Origin of the sequence: Paenibacillus artemisiicola (assembly GCF_017652985.1) — a bacterium.
Classification (GTDB): domain Bacteria; phylum Bacillota; class Bacilli; order Paenibacillales; family Paenibacillaceae; genus Paenibacillus_Z; species Paenibacillus_Z artemisiicola.
On the sequence record NZ_JAGGDJ010000015.1, the window covers coordinates 21,497 to 40,350 of the forward strand.

The 18,854-nt window shown below is 62.4% G+C and carries 17 protein-coding genes; 7 read left to right on the forward strand and 10 right to left on the reverse strand.

Annotated elements, in window-relative coordinates; translation table 11 throughout:
• Positions 1-47 precede the first annotated feature (47 nt).
• The 4 genes from I8J29_RS17920 to I8J29_RS17935 form a co-directional block, all read right to left on the reverse strand.
• Positions 48-1,166, reverse strand: a complete 1,119-nt coding sequence (locus I8J29_RS17920; protein ID WP_240546290.1) for a metallophosphoesterase — start codon at positions 1,164-1,166, stop codon at positions 48-50.
• 212 nt (positions 1,167-1,378) lie between these two features.
• The gene (locus I8J29_RS17925) at positions 1,379-2,230 is read right to left on the reverse strand and encodes a helix-turn-helix domain-containing protein (RefSeq protein ID WP_208848891.1); all 852 of its coding nucleotides are present in this window, start codon (positions 2,228-2,230) and stop codon (positions 1,379-1,381) included.
• A gap of 163 nt (positions 2,231-2,393) precedes the next feature.
• The gene (locus tag I8J29_RS17930; RefSeq protein ID WP_208848892.1) at positions 2,394-3,140 is read right to left on the reverse strand and encodes a phytanoyl-CoA dioxygenase family protein; all 747 of its coding nucleotides are present in this window, start codon (positions 3,138-3,140) and stop codon (positions 2,394-2,396) included.
• Between the two features lie 206 nt (positions 3,141-3,346).
• Positions 3,347-4,156: a phytanoyl-CoA dioxygenase family protein gene (locus I8J29_RS17935; RefSeq protein ID WP_208848893.1), complete on the reverse strand. Its 810-nt coding sequence runs from the start codon at positions 4,154-4,156 to the stop codon at positions 3,347-3,349.
• A 155-nt stretch (positions 4,157-4,311) separates the two neighbouring features.
• Here I8J29_RS17935 and I8J29_RS17940 point away from each other — a divergent pair, with 155 nt between their 5' ends.
• The gene (locus tag I8J29_RS17940; protein ID WP_208848894.1) at positions 4,312-5,124 is read left to right on the forward strand and encodes a helix-turn-helix domain-containing protein; all 813 of its coding nucleotides are present in this window, start codon (positions 4,312-4,314) and stop codon (positions 5,122-5,124) included.
• A gap of 73 nt (positions 5,125-5,197) precedes the next feature.
• Here the strand turns inward: I8J29_RS17940 and I8J29_RS17945 are convergent, their stop codons facing one another.
• On the reverse strand, positions 5,198-6,649 hold the full coding sequence (locus I8J29_RS17945) for a DHA2 family efflux MFS transporter permease subunit (protein ID WP_208848895.1): 1,452 nt from the start codon (positions 6,647-6,649) through the stop codon (positions 5,198-5,200).
• A gap of 192 nt (positions 6,650-6,841) precedes the next feature.
• Between I8J29_RS17945 and I8J29_RS17950 the strand changes: the two genes are divergently transcribed.
• Together I8J29_RS17950 and I8J29_RS17955 are read left to right on the forward strand one after the other, a co-directional pair.
• Positions 6,842-7,528: a TetR/AcrR family transcriptional regulator gene (locus I8J29_RS17950; RefSeq protein WP_208848896.1), complete on the forward strand. Its 687-nt coding sequence runs from the start codon at positions 6,842-6,844 to the stop codon at positions 7,526-7,528.
• A 435-nt stretch (positions 7,529-7,963) separates the two neighbouring features.
• Positions 7,964-8,890 carry a phosphotransferase gene (locus I8J29_RS17955; protein WP_240546299.1) on the forward strand — a complete coding sequence of 309 codons (927 nt, stop codon included), beginning with the start codon at positions 7,964-7,966 and terminating at the stop codon, positions 8,888-8,890.
• A 371-nt stretch (positions 8,891-9,261) separates the two neighbouring features.
• Here I8J29_RS17955 and I8J29_RS17960 read toward each other — a convergent pair whose 3' ends face one another.
• The 3 genes from I8J29_RS17960 to I8J29_RS17970 form a co-directional block, all read right to left on the reverse strand.
• Positions 9,262-12,414 carry a PAS domain S-box protein gene (locus tag I8J29_RS17960; RefSeq protein ID WP_208848898.1) on the reverse strand — a complete coding sequence of 1,051 codons (3,153 nt, stop codon included), beginning with the start codon at positions 12,412-12,414 and terminating at the stop codon, positions 9,262-9,264.
• 261 nt (positions 12,415-12,675) lie between these two features.
• The gene (locus I8J29_RS17965) at positions 12,676-13,488 is read right to left on the reverse strand and encodes a phospholipase D-like domain-containing protein (protein WP_240546291.1); all 813 of its coding nucleotides are present in this window, start codon (positions 13,486-13,488) and stop codon (positions 12,676-12,678) included.
• 154 nt (positions 13,489-13,642) lie between these two features.
• The gene (locus tag I8J29_RS17970; protein ID WP_090641791.1) at positions 13,643-14,059 is read right to left on the reverse strand and encodes a VOC family protein; all 417 of its coding nucleotides are present in this window, start codon (positions 14,057-14,059) and stop codon (positions 13,643-13,645) included.
• Between the two features lie 158 nt (positions 14,060-14,217).
• Between I8J29_RS17970 and I8J29_RS17975 the strand changes: the two genes are divergently transcribed.
• The 4 genes from I8J29_RS17975 (at position 14,218) to I8J29_RS17990 (ending at position 17,099) form a co-directional block, all read left to right on the forward strand.
• Positions 14,218-15,378 carry a GGDEF domain-containing protein gene (locus I8J29_RS17975; protein ID WP_208848899.1) on the forward strand — a complete coding sequence of 387 codons (1,161 nt, stop codon included), beginning with the start codon at positions 14,218-14,220 and terminating at the stop codon, positions 15,376-15,378.
• 233 nt (positions 15,379-15,611) lie between these two features.
• Positions 15,612-15,821 (forward strand): hypothetical protein, encoded by a 210-nt coding sequence (locus tag I8J29_RS17980; protein WP_208848900.1) that lies wholly within the window; start codon positions 15,612-15,614, stop codon positions 15,819-15,821.
• A 255-nt stretch (positions 15,822-16,076) separates the two neighbouring features.
• Positions 16,077-16,586 (forward strand): pyridoxamine 5'-phosphate oxidase family protein, encoded by a 510-nt coding sequence (locus I8J29_RS17985; protein WP_208848901.1) that lies wholly within the window; start codon positions 16,077-16,079, stop codon positions 16,584-16,586.
• Between the two features lie 48 nt (positions 16,587-16,634).
• Entirely contained in the window at positions 16,635-17,099 is a 465-nt protein-coding gene (locus tag I8J29_RS17990; protein ID WP_240546292.1) for a DinB family protein, read from the forward strand.
• A 55-nt stretch (positions 17,100-17,154) separates the two neighbouring features.
• Here the strand turns inward: I8J29_RS17990 and I8J29_RS17995 are convergent, their stop codons facing one another.
• Positions 17,155-18,255: a methyltransferase domain-containing protein gene (locus tag I8J29_RS17995; RefSeq protein ID WP_208848903.1), complete on the reverse strand. Its 1,101-nt coding sequence runs from the start codon at positions 18,253-18,255 to the stop codon at positions 17,155-17,157.
• Between the two features lie 152 nt (positions 18,256-18,407).
• Positions 18,408-18,854, reverse strand: coding sequence for a hypothetical protein (locus I8J29_RS18000; protein WP_208848904.1), 447 nt, complete (start codon positions 18,852-18,854; stop codon positions 18,408-18,410).

Here is an 18,854-nt window from a genome sequence, read left to right on the forward strand (position 1 = left end):
CTTCGATTATACGACGGTTCCCGGCCGCGACCAAGACGCAGTTGTTGTCACGCTTGGGAATCGAACCGGACGGTGACGCACAAGATTTCGCTTCGGCTGCCGATCCGGATCGGCGGTCCCCACGTGCCGAAGCCGCAGGACACGAACGCGTGCAGCGCGCCGAACGCCTTGTACCCCCAGTCCAGCTCGAAGATCCGCCGCGTGATCCAATGGTTCGGGGCCATCTGGCCGCGGTGCGTATGGCCGTGGAACGACACGTCGATGCCCGCGTCGGCGATTTCCCGGATCGCCGCCGGCTGATGGTCCATGAGGATGCGCGGCTTGCCGTCGTCCAGCGTGGCCGTCAGCTCCGCGACGGATGCCCGTTCGCGGTCGGTCTTGTCCTTGCGGCCGATCAAGTGGACGCTGCCGGCGATCGTAACGGTCTCGTCGAGCAGCACGGGAATGCCGTACCCGCTCATCGTTTCAATGTACGTGTCGATGCCGCCGCCGTAGTATTCATGGTTGCCGAGCACCGCGTACGTACCGTACGGCGTCCGGATTTGCGCCAGCCGGCTGCCGTCGTCGCGCCGCACGAACGGCTCGACGTCGTCGTCCAGCACGTCGCCGACGAGCAGCGCCACGTCCGGCCGCAGCCCGTTGATGCGCCGGACGAGCCGCTCCAAGTGGCGGCGGCCGACCGTCGTGCCGAGGTGAAGATCGGACGCCGCCGCGATGCGCAGCTCCTTCAAGGCGCCGCCCGGTTTGGGAACCGTGACCGCGTATTCCTTCACGACCGGCGACCACGCGTTGCGCGAGCCGAGCAGCAGGATTCCGAGCAGAAGCAGCGTGACGGCGCTTCCGGTATAGAGGATCGCGCCGGCGTTCGAGACGCCGGACGCGCGCAGCGGCCAAGCGGCCAGATCCGCGAACGGCAGCAGCAGGACGCTGTATTGGAAAGCCGCGATCCAGTACGACCCGGCCCATTTCAAGCCGAGCGCGGCGAATGCCGGCAGCCGGCGGCGCAGCAGCCTGGCGAGCAGATAGCCGAACGCGAGGACGAGATACGCCGACCAGAACGTCAAGCCGTACGCCAGCCCGGACGCGCCCGTCAGCTCCCCGATATACAGCTGCGCGTGCCAGCCCGCGTATAGTTGCAATCCCACGAACAGCAGCAGCATTAGCATTCTTCTGACCCTTGCCGGCAAGTGGCGCATCGACCGCTTCACACCCTTCCGATTCGCTCGAACCTATCGATTCCGTCTATCAGACGGCCTATCCTATTAGTATAGCGAGTCGGGGACGGAAATGCGACGCGCGCGCAAAAAAGCCGGCTGCGTCCTGCGTGCAGCCGGCCGGAAGCCGGAAAGGCGATTCGCGCGGCCGCGCCCCGCCCCGGTCACCGCGTCTCCGCGCGGCAAGCCCGGGGCGTCGAACCGAACCGCTTCTTGAAGGCGCGTTCGAAATGCGGCAGCGTACCGAAGCCGGAGGCGAAGCAAATCTCCGTCACGGGCAGCCGCGTCGTCATGAGCAGCGACTTGGCGAACCGCAGCCGCAATTCCTGAACGTACGTCTGGAAGGTGACGCCCGTCGCCTTGCGGAAGCATTCGCTGAAATAGTTCGGCGACAGGCCGCAGCTGGCGGCGGCTTCCTCGAGCGGCAGCGGGTCGCGGAAATGATGCTGGATATGGATGAGCGCCTTGCGGACGGCCGGCGCCACCGGCCCGTCGCCGCCCTGAAGGCCGTCGCCTTCCTGCCGCGTCCGGCTGCGCCGGGACAGCCCGACGAGCAGCCGCTCGACGCTGCCCTGCACGAGCAGGTCGCCGCCCGCCCTGCGCTCGGCGGACTCCTCCCAGATCAGCGCGAACTCCCGCTCCGCCGCCTCCGTCTCCTCCGGACCGTAATCCGCGGCATGGCCGCCGCCCTGGCCGAACAGCAGCGCCAGAAGCGGCTCCCGGATGCCCCGGTCGGTGAAGATGAGATCGTACAGCCGCAGCGTCTCGCCGGGATCCGGCTCCAGGCTGTGGAAGTCGGCCGGCGTCAGCAGAAACGCCGAGCCGCGCGCGAGGCGCGAAGGGACGCCGTTCAGGACGTGCGTGCCGCTGCCCGCGACCACGAACCCCATTTCGAAAAATTCATGCCAATGCGTGTCGATGCGGCCGTCGACGTGATGCCGGAACAGCCGGACGGGCGCGGACAGCGTCATGTAGCTCTCGTTCATCAGCCTTTCGGGTCCGCCGTATGCCTGCATGCCCTTGCGCCTCCTTCCGCCCGCGCCGTATGGTCCGCGGCACACCGTCCGAATTTGCGCCTATCCGCCGTAGGATGGGCGTTGTCCTTCCATAGTAAGCGATGCTGCGGTCGGCAGGGAAGTCGTTTTTTCGGCGCCCGCGCCGTTGTCCGCAGACGCCGCTTCAAGCGTTGACGAACGGATTGCCGGCGACGTCTTTGCCGCGCGCCAGCCAAATTTTGAAGCCCGGGTTTTTCTCGGGAAGAACCTTCGCCTCCGTGGAGAAATACCGCATCGTATAGCCGCAGCGGCGGTACGGGCTCTTGTTCGGCGTCGCGCCGTGGATGATGCGGGAATCGTGAATGGAGCACTGGCCGGGCTCCAGTTCGAAATAGACCGCCCGCGATTCGTCGATATTTTTGATCTGCGTGGCGAAAATATTCTCGTCCTCGCTGACCGCCTCGTAATCGGAAAAGCCGTTCTTGTGCGTGCCCGGAATGACGCGCATGCAGCCGTTCTCCTTCGTGCTGCGGTCGATGGCGAGCCAGACGGTGGCGATCTTGTCGAAGCGGTCGAGCCGGCCCTTCCAGTACGCGGAATCCTCGTGCCACGGAGTCTGCTTGCCGATCAGCGGTTCCTTGCAGATGAAATGGCTGGACCAGAGACCGATGTTCGGTCCCAAAATCGGTTCGACGAGGTCGAGCACTTCGTCGGCCAGCAGAAACTTCAGCAGCCGTTCGTCGCGAAAATGCGGCGTGTCGAGCTCGCTGTTAAGCCGGCGCCCCACCGTTTCCCACTGCTCTTCGAAGATCGCGGACAGCTCCGCCTGCTTCTCGGCGCCGAACAGCTGATTCCGGTACAGCGTATAGCCCTGCGCGTCGTAATGGTCCACGTCCGCCTGCGTCAATTTGCGGTTTGCGAGGTTTGACATCTGTTCCGCCTCCCTGGATTGCGGTTTGCCCGCGATGCTACGGCGATGCCGTAACGGTATGGCATCATTATCGCGCGATCGCGGCGGAAGCGCTTTACATCTTCACCGATAAAGTATGCTTATCTTCGGATGGCCGAAAAACCGCAGCCGGAACGGCTGCGGCCGCGGACGGGCGCCGTAGCGGCGCGCAGAGCGTGAATGCGGACTCAGTGGTACGTAAACTCGCCCACCTCCACGCCGCACGGACCGCCGTCGGGATTGCCCTCGAGCACGAGCTCCGTGCCGTCGGCCTTGTACAGCGGATTGTAGTGGACGTTGATCGCGGTCGCGGACGCATTGGCGTAATGGCAGATGAAGGCGCGGCGGAACCGGTCCTTCGTCTTGTTGCGGTACGAACCGTGAATGAGGTTGCCGTTGAAGAAGAGCACGTCCCCCTTGTCCATGACGACCGGCATGACGACGCCGTCCTTCGGCGGCTTCACGTAATGGCTCGTGAACGATTCCCGCGTATCCGCTTCCTCCGGGCAGGAGATCTCGTGCGCCTGCGTCTTCGGCACGACGAGCAGCCCGCCGTTCTCCTCGTACGCCGGATCGACCGAGGTCCACGCCGCGATGCAGTTGCCCGGCTCCACTTTCAGGTAGAAATTATCCTGGTGCAGCGCCTGTCCTCTCGAACCCGGCGGCTTGTAATAGAACATGCTTTGCGCCGCGTAAGCTTCTTCGCCGTACAGATCGGCGAGCACCGCCATGACCGGCGGATGCAGCATGAATTTCTTCGCCGTTTCGTTGAAGCGGTGCGGATGCATGACGCGCGGGTACCGCTTGAGCGGGTCTGCGGCGTCGCCTTTCAAGTCCGGCTCGAAATAGCCGGGAATCGTCTCGTGGCTCAGCTTATCGAACGTTTCCGTGATTTCCGCCAGATCCTCCGGCGCGAACAGCCCTTTCACGATCAAATAGCCTTCCGTGTCGAAGTGGCGCTTCTGCTCTTCCGTCAGCGCCCGCAGTGCGTTGGCCATTGCCCTATCCCTCCATCTCATCTCGAAGCGATGCGCTTCCCTTGCCTCCATTGTAGTCCCGCCGGCGGCGAAGCTGAAGTAACAATCATGCTAAAAACTCCATCGATCCTGCTATAATGGCAGTAATCTGGTTTTCGGGCGAAAGGAGAAGGAGCATGAGCGCCAAACGGATTCATCCGCCGTCCGTCATCAAGGAACAGGGCGAATATGCCGTCATTGCCGGACATTTCAATCATCCCGACTCGTACGCCATCCGGCGGCCGGAGGGCATGGGCGATTGGCTGATGACGTACACGATCGACGGAAGCGGTTGCTTCGAGATCGACGGAATCGAACGATTCTGCCAGGCCGGGGACGTCACGCTGATGCAGCCCGGCGTGCCCCACCGGTACGGCACGCGCAAGGGCGGCCGGTGGCATTTCATGTGGGCGCATTTTACCCCGCGCATTACGGAGACGAGCCTGCTCCCGGGCGACAAGCTGATCGTGCACGCGATGGACAACGAATCCGCGCGCCGGCGCGTCCGCTCGGCGTTCGACCGGATTTTGGCGGACGCCATCGAACGGGGCGCGTATTGGGGCGAGCTGTCCGAGAACGCGATCCGCGAGGTCATCCTGCTGCTTGCCCGCAGGCTCTCGAAGCCGTTCGACCCGCGGATCGAGGAAGTGCAGCATCTGCTCGTCGCCCGCATGCGCGAGGCGGTGCGGATCGAGGACCTGGCCCGGGAGGTCGGCTTGTCGGCATCCCGGCTGGCGCATCTGTACAAGGCCTCGACCGGCTCGTCGATCATCGATTCGCTGAACGACATGCGGATCCGCCAGGCGGCGGTGCTGCTCGAGCATTCCGGGCGCCAGGCGGCGGAGGTCGCGGCCGAGGTCGGGTTCCAGAACTACAACCACTTCCTGAGTCAATTCCGCAAACGGTTCGGCGTCAACCCGCGCACGTACAAGCAGCAGGATCACACGTAAGCGAAAAAGAGCGCCTCGCCTGGCAAGGGATTTCCCTTGGCCCGGAGAGGCGCTCTTTGGCGAACAAGCCGAATTAGGCGGCCACGGATTCGGTTTTCGCGGCCAGCAGCTTCTTGCGGATCATCAGCGTGAACGGAATCGCCGCCACCGCGATGAAGGTCGCGATCAGGAAGACGTCGTTGACGCTCATCGTGAAGGACAACAGCGGGATCGTCTGCGCGTTCCCTTCGCCGCTCTGCGTCAACTCGGCCGCGTGCGTCAGCGTATGGGACGCGAGCAGCGAGGTGAAGAGCGCGATCGCGAACGAGCCGCCGACGTTGCGCACCCAGTTCGTGACGGATGACGCGTGGCCGACCATCGACGGCCCGATCTCTTCCATGCCGGCCGTGCTCGTCGCGGCGGCCGCGAGCGACACGCCGAGATTGCGGACGGCCATCCACAGAATAATATAGATATGCGAGCTGCCGGTATGGAGCTGCGTCATCTCGTAGCTGCCGAAGATGATGAGCACGAGACCCGCGAACGTCATCCATTTCGCGCCGACTCGCGGATAGATTTTGCCGGCGATCGGCATCGCGAGCGCCATGATCAGCGAGGACGGCAGCAGGATCAGCCCGGTGTCCATCGCCGTCGTCTGCTGCACGTTCTGCAGGAAGAGCGGCACGAGCAGCGTGCCGGAGTATAGGCTGATCGTGATGATCGTATTCGCCACGAGCGTGATCGAGAAGCGGTAGTTGCCGAACACCCGCAGATTGAGCAGCGGGTTCTTCGATCGCAGCTCCAGCGCGATGAAGGCGATCAGGAAGACGACGCCGACCGCGAACAGGCCGATCGTCTTGCCGGAGCCCCAGCCCCAAGCGCGGCCTTCGCTGAGGGCGACGAGCAGGGAGGCGCTGCTGATCACGACGGTGAAGAGGCCGAGCTTGTCGAGCTTGGACGGCGAGCCGATCCGGTAGCTCGGGATCATGACGGCGATGAACGCGATGGCCAGGATGCCGATCGGCACGTTAATGAAGAACAGCCAATGCCAGCTGAACTGTTCGATAAGCCAGCCGCTGATCGTCGGGCCGAACGCGGGCGCGAGCATGGCCGACAGACCCCAGATGCTGACCGCGAACGGCTGCCGGTCGCGCGGGATGACTTGGAAGATGATCGTCATCGTCGCCGGCAGGATCAGTCCCGTGAAGATGCCCTGCAGGATGCGGAACACGATCAGCGATTCGATGTTCCACGCGAATCCGCACAGCAGCGAGAACGCGACGAAGCCGACCATCGCGTACAAATAGACGTTTTTGAAGCCGAACTTGTCGCCGAGATAGCCCGTAAGCGGGGCGATCGTGCCGAGCGACAGCATAAAGCCGGTCAGGGTCCATTGGACGGTGCTCAGGCTCGCATGGAAATCGCTCATGAAGATGGTCAGCGCGACGTTGATCGTGCTGATGCCGAGGATGCTGAGGAACGCGCCGAAGAAGATGGCGATCATAATAGGCCAGAAGCGGACGTTCGCTGCGGACGGAATGCTCATAACGTATGGTTCTCTCCCTCGCTACATGGTAATGGCTTTATAAGCGCAACGCCATTTTGTAGACCGATCATACACCAACGCCTAGATAAAGTAAACTCATTTTATCGATTTTAGTTTAGTTAGGATAGATAGTTTATTTCGTTTGCCGGATTGTGTATACTTACACGTAAGGAAAGTGAGTGTGAGCGCTTAATGGAAACGACCAACGACACGCAAAGCTGCCGGTATACGGACGAGACGATCAAGAACAAGTACGTGGCCAAGCTACTCCATCCCGTGAAGACGAACGGCTTCCAGAGCCTGCGCATGGACGACATCGCCAAGACGATGGACCTGTCCAAAGCTACGTTGTACAAATATTTTCCGTCCCGCGATGAAATCATAGATCACCTGTCCCAGCTGTTCATCCGGTACATCGTCGGCTCCGAGAACCAGCTCGAGTCCGGCAGTCTGGACGCCTATGTCAAAGGCTTCAAGTCTTCGTTCGCCCAGACGCTGCTGATCGCGAACTACGGCACGGAGGCGTTCTTCGGCGATCTTCGCGAGGTCTACCCTCAGCTGATGGCCGCCATCGACGTCGCCGTGAGCGAACGGAACGACCGGCTTCGGCAGTTCTGCGAACGCGGCATGGCGGAAGGCTTTTTCCACGAGGCCAACGCGACGCTGCTTATCGTGCAGGATGAGCTGATGTTCCGGCATTTGCTGGATCCCCACTACTTGATGCGGCATAATTTGACGCTCCGGGGCGCCGTGGCCGATTATTACGCGATCAAGAAGCGGCAGCTGTTCAAGCCGGCCGTCTACGAGCAGGTAGACGACTCCGGCATGGCGGAGCGGTTCGAGCAGCTGGTGCGCAAAGTGACGTACGGCGTGTATTAGCTGCCTTATCGCCGGCGGGCGGCGAAGTTCGACCAAGCGGCGTACACGACAAAAAGCCTCCAATTCTTCGGCGGAATTGGAGGCTTTTTTACGTTCGTCGGCCGGACTCCGGTGCCGGTTAGCTCCCCCGTAAGCGAGCCCGTTACCTTCCCGGGCTTCTCGGGCTGATTTTAAGGTCATGTAGGTTACCTCATCACCTACTTATGCCTAACCAGGCTGCTTTTCTGCTCAAGAAGGTTATCTCATTACCTTCTTATTGCAAAGGCTATGTTCTCGACAGCAAGGAATAGGAGAACACAACGTCGAATAAGAAAAACAGGTTGGTGTCATCCTGCCTGTTTTTTGTGAAGTATACAAACGCCAGACTTCGACGGATGGCTTACGGTTGAGCTATTGGGCAGTTTAACGTAAAGGGTGATATTGCCGGTGGAATCAATGGAGTTAATTCTAAACTATTTAGGGTCAATAGAATTTCCTTTAGGAACACCGAAAACACTTATAAAAATGTCTAGCGGATTCAGTAACTATAATTACTTGCTTACGACCAGTCTAGGTAAGTATAGAATTAGAGTTTCCCAATATTCCAGCCATGTAGACGAATTGAAGGCAGAACAAATGATTTTGAAATGGGCGGCGGAAAAAAATGATCTGATCGTTCCGATGCTTGGCCTTGCCAGACTGCCGAACGGGACGGACTATAGTCTGTTCCCCTACCTTGATGCCGACCCGGCATTCGATATCAATAACGAAAAGCTGATGCGGGATGCGGGCAGAGCACTCGCCAAATATCACCTCTCTGTTGACGGGTATAGGGATAAATTGCCGTGGAAGCCCCTAAACGAGACATTCAGCAATGAAACGATCCATGTTGAAGAACTCCGAACAATCGTAGATAAACAAACGTTATCAGAGTACCCGGGATTTTGGGACAGCGTTGAAAACCTGCTGCAACGCATGAAAAATGCTGAAAAGTTTTTGAACCAAGAGCCATACTCTTTGCTGCCTCATCTGCCTTGTCATGGAGATTTCGCACCTGCTAATCTGTTGACACTCGGAGAAAATGTAGCAGGCATTATTGATTTTGAGTGCTGTCGTTGGGCACCAAGGTTATATGATTTAACTACTTTTTTGCTTTCTTTGCAGCAAAGTGAGGGGTATGAGGCGGTTATGTCATCATGGTTCATAGAAGGATACCAATCCATAATTCCCTTATCACAGATTGAACTGATACTAATCCCCGTTCTTCAAAATATCCCTTCTCTGGAGTCGGCAAATAGACATTTAAAAAGAGTAATTCGCGGAGACCAAAAATTGCACGCTGGTTTAGTTATGTACTGGGAACGTAGTACTATAAACTTCTGAACTAACGATACTTTAGCTTAATAAACCGCCTTTATAAGGGCGGTTTTTCTTTTGGCTGAAAATCAACAATAAGACCTAACATAGCCATTGCAAAAAGGGCCGCTTTTCCGCTCATGAGGGTTGCCACGTCGCCTTCTCGCGCTAATTCGAACCGGGTTCAGCTCAAGAAGGTTGTCCCATCACCTTCTTGCGCTAGTTCGGCCCGCTTTCGGGTCATGTTGGTTATCCCATCACCCGCTTACGAAGATTCGCGGCAGCAAGCACGCCTGAAACGACGCGCAAAAAGCCGCCCCTAAGCTCTCGGCTCCTTGACGGCCTTATGCGCGCAACCATGCTTTACACCGCTTCCAAGCCCGGCGCCGCAAGCCCGATCAGTCGGACTTCCCGTGCCGGACCGCCGACGCTTCCGGCATCCCGCTCCGCGACGACACGCGGTTGCGCGCGCGCTTCGCCTCGTACAGGCATATGTCCGCGTCGGACACGAGCGCTTCCTCCTCGCTGCCGAACGCCGGCACGACCGTCGCCACGCCGAGGCTGATCGTCACGAAGCGGCCGACCTTCGAGTTCGCGTGCGCGATTTCCTTGCCCTCCACCTGCGCCCGGAGCGTCTCCGCGAGCGCCGCGGCTTCCGGCCCGTCCGTGCCGGGAAGCACGACCGCGAACTCTTCGCCGCCGTAACGGGCGACGAACCGGTCCGGCTGCTTCAGCGCCGCGCGAAGCAGCGACGCGACCGTCCGCAGGCACATGTCGCCGCCGAGATGGCCGTACGTATCGTTGTACGCCTTGAAATAATCGATGTCGAGCAAAATGAGCGACAGCGGCTCTTTCCTCAGCGCGTGCCGGTTCCATTCCGCGCGCAGCTGCTCGTTGAAATACCGCCGGTTGAACACGCCGGTCAAGCCGTCGAGCGACGACAGCTTGCGGAGCTCGTCGTTCGCTTCCTGCAGCTTCGTCTGAATCGCGATGCGGCCCGTGATGTCGGACAGCGAGACGAGCACGCTCCGCAGGCGCCCGAACCCGTCGAGCACCGGCGAACAGTTGCAGGACAGCATGACGCGCTCGCCGTCCGGCCGCTCGAAGACGTATTCGTAGTCGGACACCGGCCGTCCCGTGCGCATGACGATCGACACCGGATACGCCTCGGGCGCGAGCCGCTCGCCGTCCAAGCCGTATACCGTCCAATTCGGATCCCGGAAAGCCCGGCCCTCGATCGACGTCTTCGGCAAGCCGAAAATATCCTCCGCCATCCGGTTCGCCATCGAAATCATCCCGTCTTCCTCCACGACGATGATGCCGGAGGGCACCGTCTCGATGATCGTGACGAGCCGCAGACGGCTTTCCCGCGCGGCCTGCTCCAGTTCCTTGCGCGCCGACACGTCCTGGAAGTAGACGGACAGCCCGTCCCGCGACGGATAAATCCGCATCTCGTACCAGGCGTTCAACCGCGGGAGGAAGGCTTCCGCCGAGACCGGCGTCCGCTCGTCCGCCGCCTTGCGGAAGCCGTCCGCGAGCGCGGCTTCCGCCGCTTCCGGAAACGCCTCCCGGAGCGGCCGCCCCAAGACCGCCGAACGGTCTTGTCCCAGCATGCGCTCGGCTTCGCTGTTCACGTACGCGAACGTTCCGTCGTTGTCGAACGCCATGAACGCGTCCGTGATGCTTTCGAGCACGCTGCGAATGCGCGCCTGCGACTCCCGGTACGCCGCCTCGGCTTCCTTCAGCGGCGTAATGTCGCGCGTGACCGAGACGACGCCGCTCGGTTCCCCGCCGTTGCCGCGCAGGGTCGAGTACGACGTCTGAAAATGCCGGTCTGCCCCGTCCGCCTGTCCCGATCCCGAAACGGTCCATTCGACGACGGACGCCTTTTCTTCGAGCGCGAGCCGCTGCGCGTCCTCGTGCAGGCCGGCGTTGACGGGATCAAGCGCTTCGCGGATGGACCGGCCTTCGTACCGGTTCTGGAACATCCCGCCGTCATGGACGATGGTGCGCCCATGGATCCCCGTCTGCTTGAGCTCGGCGTCGTACGTCGTCACCACTTCGTCCATGGAGCCGACGATCAATCGGAACCGCTCTTCGCTGGCCTTAAGCTCCTGCTCGACCTTCCGCTGCTCCGTGATGTCGATGCCGATGCCGATGATATGCCGCGCGCCGCCGGGTTCCCGCAGCATCGTGTTCGACCAGGCGATGAGCCGCCGCTTCCCGTCGCGCGAGCGCCAATGATTCTCGTTCGCCGTGCTCCCGCCGTCGGCCAGCAGTCCTCGCAGCCGCGCTTCCACGTCCGCCCGTTCTTCATCCGGAATGAGCATGTCGTAGATGGAGGCGCCCCGCAATTCGTCGAACGCATAGCCCGTCGCCAGCTCGCAGCTGCGGTTGAACCGCAAAATATGGCCGCGATCGTCCAGAACGACGATCAGCGACGCCGCCGTGTCGACGATGGAGGCGGCGAAATTGCGCTCGCCGCGGAGCGCCTCCGTATGCTCCAGAACGGTGTCGGCCATGGCGTTGAACGTCAGGCCGAGCTGCCGGAACTCGACCGTCGAGGCTTCCAGCACGCCAGGCTCGATCCGGTAATGGTACCCGCCCTCGCGGATATGGCGCACGCCGCGGAGCAGGTGGTTGACCGGCATCGCGATTTTTTTGGACGTGCGCAGCATGACGAGCACCGCGGCCAGCATGGCGAGCAGGAGAAACAGGGAGGCGTATTTGAGCTCCGTATACAGCGAAGCGTACACGTCCTTTTTGGCGGCTTCCCCGACGATCAGCCAGCTGCCGTCCTTCGTCCACCGGTAATCGCCGTACACCGAGATGCCGCAGTAATTGTCGTACGAACGAACCGTCCCGATGCCCGCTCTGGCATCGGCCAGCAGCCCTTCGCCGATATGCACCGGCTTGTCCGAGCCGCTGCCTTCGCCCGTGATGAGCGTGCCGTCGCGATCGACGAGATAGGTCTGGCCCTGCTTCCCGTACGTGAACCGGTCCAGCAGCTGCTCGACGGTCGTCAGCTCGACCGCGCCCATGGCCACGCCTTTGAAGGTCCCGTCGTCGCCTTGGACCGGCACCGCGAAGACGATGATGCGCGAGCCGTCCTTGAGCGAGCGCAGCACGTCCGATACGGTTTCCGTCCCTTGCTTGGCTGCCGCGAAGTAATCGCGGTCCCCGACGTTCAGCCCTTCCGGCGTCGAGCCGTCCGGCCCGACGAAGCTGAGCGACCGGAATTCGGCGTGATTGCGCTGCATGAGCGCGATCAACCGGTTCGCGTTCGCGGCATCCCCGTCCTTCAAGGCGGGGTAGTTCGCGACGACGCGGATGTCCGACAGCCGGTCGCCGAGCCATTTATCGATGAACTGCTGCTGGAGCAGCAGCGTTTGCTGCAACTGATGATGAATGGTTTGGCGCTGGTTCACGAGCTCGATGTACGAAAAAATGAGCGTGCACGCGCAGCCGACGATCAGGACGAAGACGAGGCCGAGCGAGCGCAGCTTGTCGTTCAGCGTCGGTTTTCGTTCGAAGAGGGGCATGGCGTTCATGCGGCGTCACTCCCTTGCGGATGGCTGCCCCTTACTGCTAAGCGGCGAAACTGATAAATTCGACAAAAATCCGGCAATTCCTCTCACTCACCTCGCTTTCTTGTCGGTTTTTGTCCGAAGAAGCAGCAAAAAAACCCGCCTAAGCGGGTTTCGGTGCGCAGCCCGTGCCGGTACCGGCCGGCTGCCGGGCAATAACGGGAAAGGGGCCAATATGGATTAACGGATATACGGACTTGCGCCGGACGCCGGATGTCGCCGCCGTCACTTCTCGCAGGCGACGCCGTCGCCGTCCCCGTCCATTTTGGCGCTGTATCCGGGGTCGCCTCGGCGCAGCGGCGCCTTGCCGGCGGCTTTCGCTTCCGCGCAGCTGCGGAAGACGGCCGCGCCGGCCGCATTCGGCGCTCCCGCGTCGGCGGGCGCTTCCGTCGAAGACTCGACGGATTCGTCGGGCGGCGAGCCCGGTGTGCCGCCGGTGCCGCCGGTGCCGCCGGTGCCGCTCGCGATGCTCGGCGCGATCGGCGCAAACGCCGACGTATCCGTCCACATCGACTCGAATTGATGCGCGAACGACTCCGCGACCCCCTCGTCGCGCAGCACCATCAGCACCTCGTCGTTATCCGTGCTGGCGGCCTTCGAATAGTTGAACGAGCCGGTCGTCGCGGTTTTGCCGTCCGCGATCGTCATTTTGAGATGCATGAGCCCGCTGTGCGTGTTCAGCTTCATCGGAACGCCCGCGCTGCCGAGCAGCTTGAGCGCCTCCTTCTGGCTCTTGCCCTGGGCCTGGATGCGGTCGGTGATCAGGCGCACCGCGACGCCGCGGTTCTTCGCGCGCTTGATCGCGTCGACGATATCCGGCTTCGTCAAGCTGTAAATGGCGATGTCGAGCGTCCGCTCGGCGCCGTCGATGACGCCGATCAAGAGCTTCTCCGGCTGCTGGCCGGCTTGCGTGAACGCCCATTCCGCTCGGATTCCGTCTTGCCCGGCCGGGGCCGTCGCCGAAGGCGAAGCGGACAGCGAACAGCCCGCGGCGAATACGGTCAACAGCGCCGTCAGTACGATTGCGATGCGTTTCATGGCGCTCCTCCTGCTTGCGGTTTCCCTTAGTTTACCACGAAACGCCCGGGGATCAACCTCGCCGCGGGCGGAACCGGCCCCGACGCGAAAAGAAGCCATTGCCGGCCGGCTGCCGCCGGAAAGCAATGGCTTCTTTTTGCGCGAAGGAGCGAGCTTAGCCTTGGTTAACGGCGCTCTCGTCCATATAGATGACTTCCCACAGATGGCCGTCGACGTCCTGGAAGCTCCAGGCGTACATGAAGCCGTGGTCCTGCGGATCGTTCGAGATTTTGCCGCCGGAGGACAGCGCCTTGTAGACGATTTCGTCCACTTTTTCGCGGCTGTCGGCGGAGATGGCCAGAATCACTTCCGTGCTCTTGCTCGCGTCGGCCACTTTCTTTTGCGTGAAGTTTTTGAAGTACGGCTCGGACAGCAGCATGACGAAAATATGCCCGCTCACGACCATGCAGGCCGCGTTCTCGTCGGAAAACTGCGAATTGAAGCCGAAGCCGACCTCGTTGAAGAACGTCACGGATTTTTTCAAATCCTTGACCGGCAAATTGATGAAAATTTTATCGGATTGAATACTCATTCTCGATCACCTCTTCGTCAGGATAGAGGATTCGTTCGGCCAAGTCAAACGCGGCATCCGCCGATGTCGGTTGATCGTCGATTTTGTCGATGCCAGCCGGACGAACCTTTGGTATAATTCCGGTAACGCTTGCTTTTCAGGCAGAATGGCGGTCTATCATGAACTTCGTACTGGATCGGAACACGATTTTTTTGTCGCTCGTCCTCGGCCATCTGTTCACGGCGGGGCTGATCGCCGGCTATTGGCGCCGGCACAAGCAGGAGAGGACGATTCGCGTCTTCATGCTCGCGAAGCTCGCGCAGGCGGGCTCGTGGTTCTTCCTCGTCGCGCACGGCGGCATGCCGAACCTCGTCTCGGTCTCGCTCGCGAACTCGCTGCTGTTCGTCGGCTATGCGCTCGAAATGGCCGCGGTCCTGCGGCTGCGGGGCGCCTTCGGACAGCCGGAGAAACGGCGGTACGCGATCATGACGGCCGTCAATCTGGCGGGGTTCCACGCGATTCTGCTGCTCGATAACCGGGAGTCTCTTCGGATCGCGTTCGCGTCCGTCGGAACGGCCCTCCTCGTCGCCGGACCGGCGGTCCGCCTCGCGCGCGAAGGCGGCAAGTCCGTCCTGCCGCGCGCGATGGGCGCCTTCTATCTGCTGACCGTCCTGTCGCTGCTCGGCCGGGCGGCGGCCGCGCTGGCCGCCGGCGCGCCGATGGGCTTCTTCGCGCCCGGACCGTTCCAAACGATGTCGTTCCTCGCGCTGTACTTGATCACGATCGCCAGCAATACCGGCTTTATTTTGCTGCTGCGGGAACGGGCGCATCGCGAGCTGCTCCGCCTGGCGCAGCACGACGATTTGACGGGCGCGCTGAACCGCCGCGCGTTTCTGGAGAGCGTGCGGGAAAGCCTCGCCGGCTGCGCGCGGCGGAACGCGCCGCTCTCGCTGCTGCTGTTCGACGTGGACCGGTTCAAAACGATCAACGATTCGTACGGCCACGATGCCGGCGACCGCGTGCTCGAGACGCTGTCGGCGCGCATCCGGGCGGTGCTCGGCCCGGACGACTTGTTCGCCCGGTACGGCGGCGACGAATTCGCCGTCCTGCTGCCCGGCCGGGACGAGGCGGAGTCGAGCGCGGCCGCCGAGCGCATCCGGGCGTCCGCGGCCGGCGCGGAGCCCGCCTTCACGATCAGCCTCGGCATTCTGACCGTCCTCCCGGACCGGGACACCCAGTGGGAACCGCTCTATGCCCTCTGCGACCAGGCGCTGTACGCGGCCAAGCGCGCGGGGCGCGACCGCGCGTTCCGCGCCGAGCAACCGCAGCGAACGTCCTGATCCCGCTTCGCCGCTCCGGTTATGGCCCATCCGGCTCTTGTTTGTACAGCGCCCGTTGCCGATCTGCTTCCGCCCGCAGCGAAGCGGGCGTCTCCGCTTCCGCGCGCATCATGGCTGCCAACGAATGGCGGCCATGCCGGCGATTTCCGCGTTCGCTATTGATAACGGCTTCCGTTGCGAATATAATGATAATGAAAATCATTATCAATTAATTCACGGAGGACTTCACGCACATGAAGCAAGCCGTAGCCAAAGCCGTCGTGCTCGCCGTGCTTCTCTCCCTTGCCGCAGCCGGCGGTCCGGCCGGAAGCGGCGATGCCGCAGCCGGCAGCCGCGGCAAATCCGGCGATGCCGGGACCTCGTCCCGGAAGACCGGCAAACCGGCCGGCTCCGGGCAAGCCGGTCCCGGCTTCCGCGACGGCGGCGCCTCCCGCCGGATCTAGAGCCCCGGAAGGCTGCATCGCCGCGGCGCCGCGAACGAAACGGCTTTAAGCCGAAGACGGCTCCGCGCCGCATAGAATAGCGCTTAGAGCGGAATCGTGCCGCGGGCAGCCGTCCTTTCGGCAACTCGCGCGGCGCGTCAAGGCCGTCAACCTTATGCCCCGATTCCGGCTCGTCTGCCTTGCGCCCGCGGGCAGCCGTCGCGCCGAATCCGATTTGTTTCCCATACCGCTCCTACGAGAAAGGAAGGAACGCCTATGAAACCGCACGATGACGAAGCGATCCGCGCTCAGATGCTGAACTTCGTCGGCAGCCTGAAAACGCTCGTGCTGAGCACCGTCGACGAGCTCGGCAGCCCTTACGCCTCCTACGCCCCGTTCGTGCGGAAGGACGGCCTGTTTTACGTCTACCTCAGCCGAATCGCGGACCATTACCGCCATCTGGAGCGCAGCCCGCTGACCGACGCGCTGCTCATCGAAGACGAATCGCGGACGGCGAATCCGTTCGCCCGCAGACGCGCGCGCTTCGCCTGCCGGGCCGAGAACCTCGGCAACGAAGGGCATGAAGCGATCTTCGCCTTGTTCGCCGAACGGTTCGGCCAGTCGACGATCGCGATGCTGCGCGGCCTCGACTTCTCCCTGTTCGCGCTCGAGCCCCGGACCGGCCGCTACGTCGCCGGCTTCGGCCGCGCCTACGACATCGATCCCGCCGGCGGCGGGTTCGCGCACGTCGACCGCGCCGGCCATGGCGGGGCGGAGCAAGCCTAGCGGCCCGCGTCCGCGCCACCCAAACAACACCTCTAAAGGAGCATGACGATGAGCCATTTCGACACCGTTCTTCCGGTCTGGAGCGCCATCCAGTCCCGATTTTTCCGCACCGCCTCCGAACTGGCGCCCGGTGACCTCGCGCTGTCCTTCGGTTCCGCCTCCATCGGCTACATGCTGCGGCATAACGCGGAGGTGGAGTACATGTTCGCGGAGTGGTTTTTCCGCAAGCCCATGCCGGTGAGCTTGAAGCTCGCGACGAGCGGCGGCCCTGCGGGCTTCGCGGACGACGCCGACCTGGGCGCGCTGCTGCAGCTGCTCGGGGATTCCAACGAGCAGCTGCGCGGGGCGATGCGCGATCTGCCCGAGGAGGCTTGGACCGAGCCCGTCGCCTCGCCCATGGGCGGTCCCGCGTCGACGCCGCTCGAAGCGGTCGGCCGGCTCATGTACCATTCCGGCATTCATGCCGGACAGATCTCGATGATCCGCAAACAGGCGAGCCTTCGCCGGGCATGACGAAAGAAGCAAAGCGGTCCCGCGGCCGGCAACCGGCATCGCGAGACCGCCTTGTTCATTCCTTGCGCTCGAACATGACCTTGGACGGCCTGCGCACAAGCTCGCGTTCCGGCTCGACCATTTTGATCTGGATTTGCCTCTTGGACGCGCGGCCTGCGCCGGATCTGGCGGCTTTCGGCTTCGCTTTCGATTCCGGCCTGCCTTTCCCGTCGGACCTCCCTTTGCCGTCGGGCTTGGTTTTCTCGCCCGCCCTGCCCTGCTCGTCGGGTTTGGCTTTGCCGTCGGCCCTTGCCTTCCCCTCCGGCTTCGCTTTCTCCCCTGCCCTGGCCTCGGGTCTGCCGTTCCTTCCGGGAGCGACCGCCTTGTCCTTCGGCCTGCCCGTCTTTCCCTCCGGCCCGGCATTCTCGGACGGTTCGATCACGTTCCCCGTCCCGCTTCGGGCCAGCAGGCCGTCCTGCCGGCGGCGCTCCGTGATGCGCGCCGGCTCCTCGAGCGGATTGCCCGCCAGCCGGGCGAGTTCCTCTTTCCCGATCGGTGCTTTGGCGACTACGAAGTGATACAGAATCTCATCCACCATGTTCAGCTGCACTTCCATGAGTCCGATCCGCTCGGCCGGTTCGTACAGCGGCGACAAATACAGCGGGAAATAAAAAAACTCCATGCGCAGCAGCCGAAAATCGACCTCGACGCTCTCCGCGGGGATGAATTCCGGCGAAAACTGCGCCGCGGCGATCATGTCGCGATGATGCTCCTTCGGCGTCAAATAATACGGCGTATACTCGTTGAACGGACTGCGAACGCCCGGATTCGCGATATGAACGGCCGCCTGGGCGTGCGGCGCGACGATGCAGACGATCGCTTTGTGCCGGCACACCCGATAGATCTCCTTCATGAGGCCGCGAAGGTCCTTCGCGTATTCCAGGCTGCGGCAGGCGAGCAGGAACGTCACGGAATCGTCCTCGAACGGCAGCGGGTCGTCGAAATCATGGACGAGATCGGGCTGCGCGGCAGCCGAGGCATCCAGCCCGACGCAATCGCGGTGCTTGGCCGCGCCGCAGCCGAGGTCCACGCGCCGCAGACGCGGGCTTTCCCGGTTCTCGTCCCGGCGTTCCCCGACCGCGGGTTCTTGCGCTTCGGCGTTCATTGCTTCAGTCAACGTGATCGACCGCCTTTCGCCGATAATTTCATTACTGCCATTGTATGAACCGCTCCGCGGGCGATATGCCGCGGACGCGCGGCCTCGGCGCGGGACGCCGAAAAGCGCCGCATCGCATGCCGACACGGCGCCGCGCGCTTGCCGGACGCGGATTATGAAACGAACGGAACCGCGAACAACGCCGCCGCGATGAAGATCAGCTGCATCGCCGCGCGGACGGCCAGCCCGGGGACGGGCTTCCCGCCGATCGTCAGCCGTTCCCGCGCCGCTTTGACGTTGGCCGGGAAGAGCAGCACGAAGAGCGCGACCAGGCCCGCCGCGGCATAGCGCGAAAGCGAAGGAACGAACAGCGCCGCGGCGCCGGCCAGCTCGAGCAGCCCCGTCGCCGTGACGAGCGCCTCCGCGAATGGCAGCCGCCGGGGAACCATCCGGACGAGATCAGACCGGCGCTTGCCCCAATGCGCGGAAGCCGCCAGCAGCAGCATGGCCGAGACCGCCGCCTGCAGCGCATGCTGCCAGTCTCCGAAATAAGGCACGCCCGCATAGCCGAGCAGCCGGAACAACCCGAACGAACCGATCAAGACGATGAATGGAGCCAT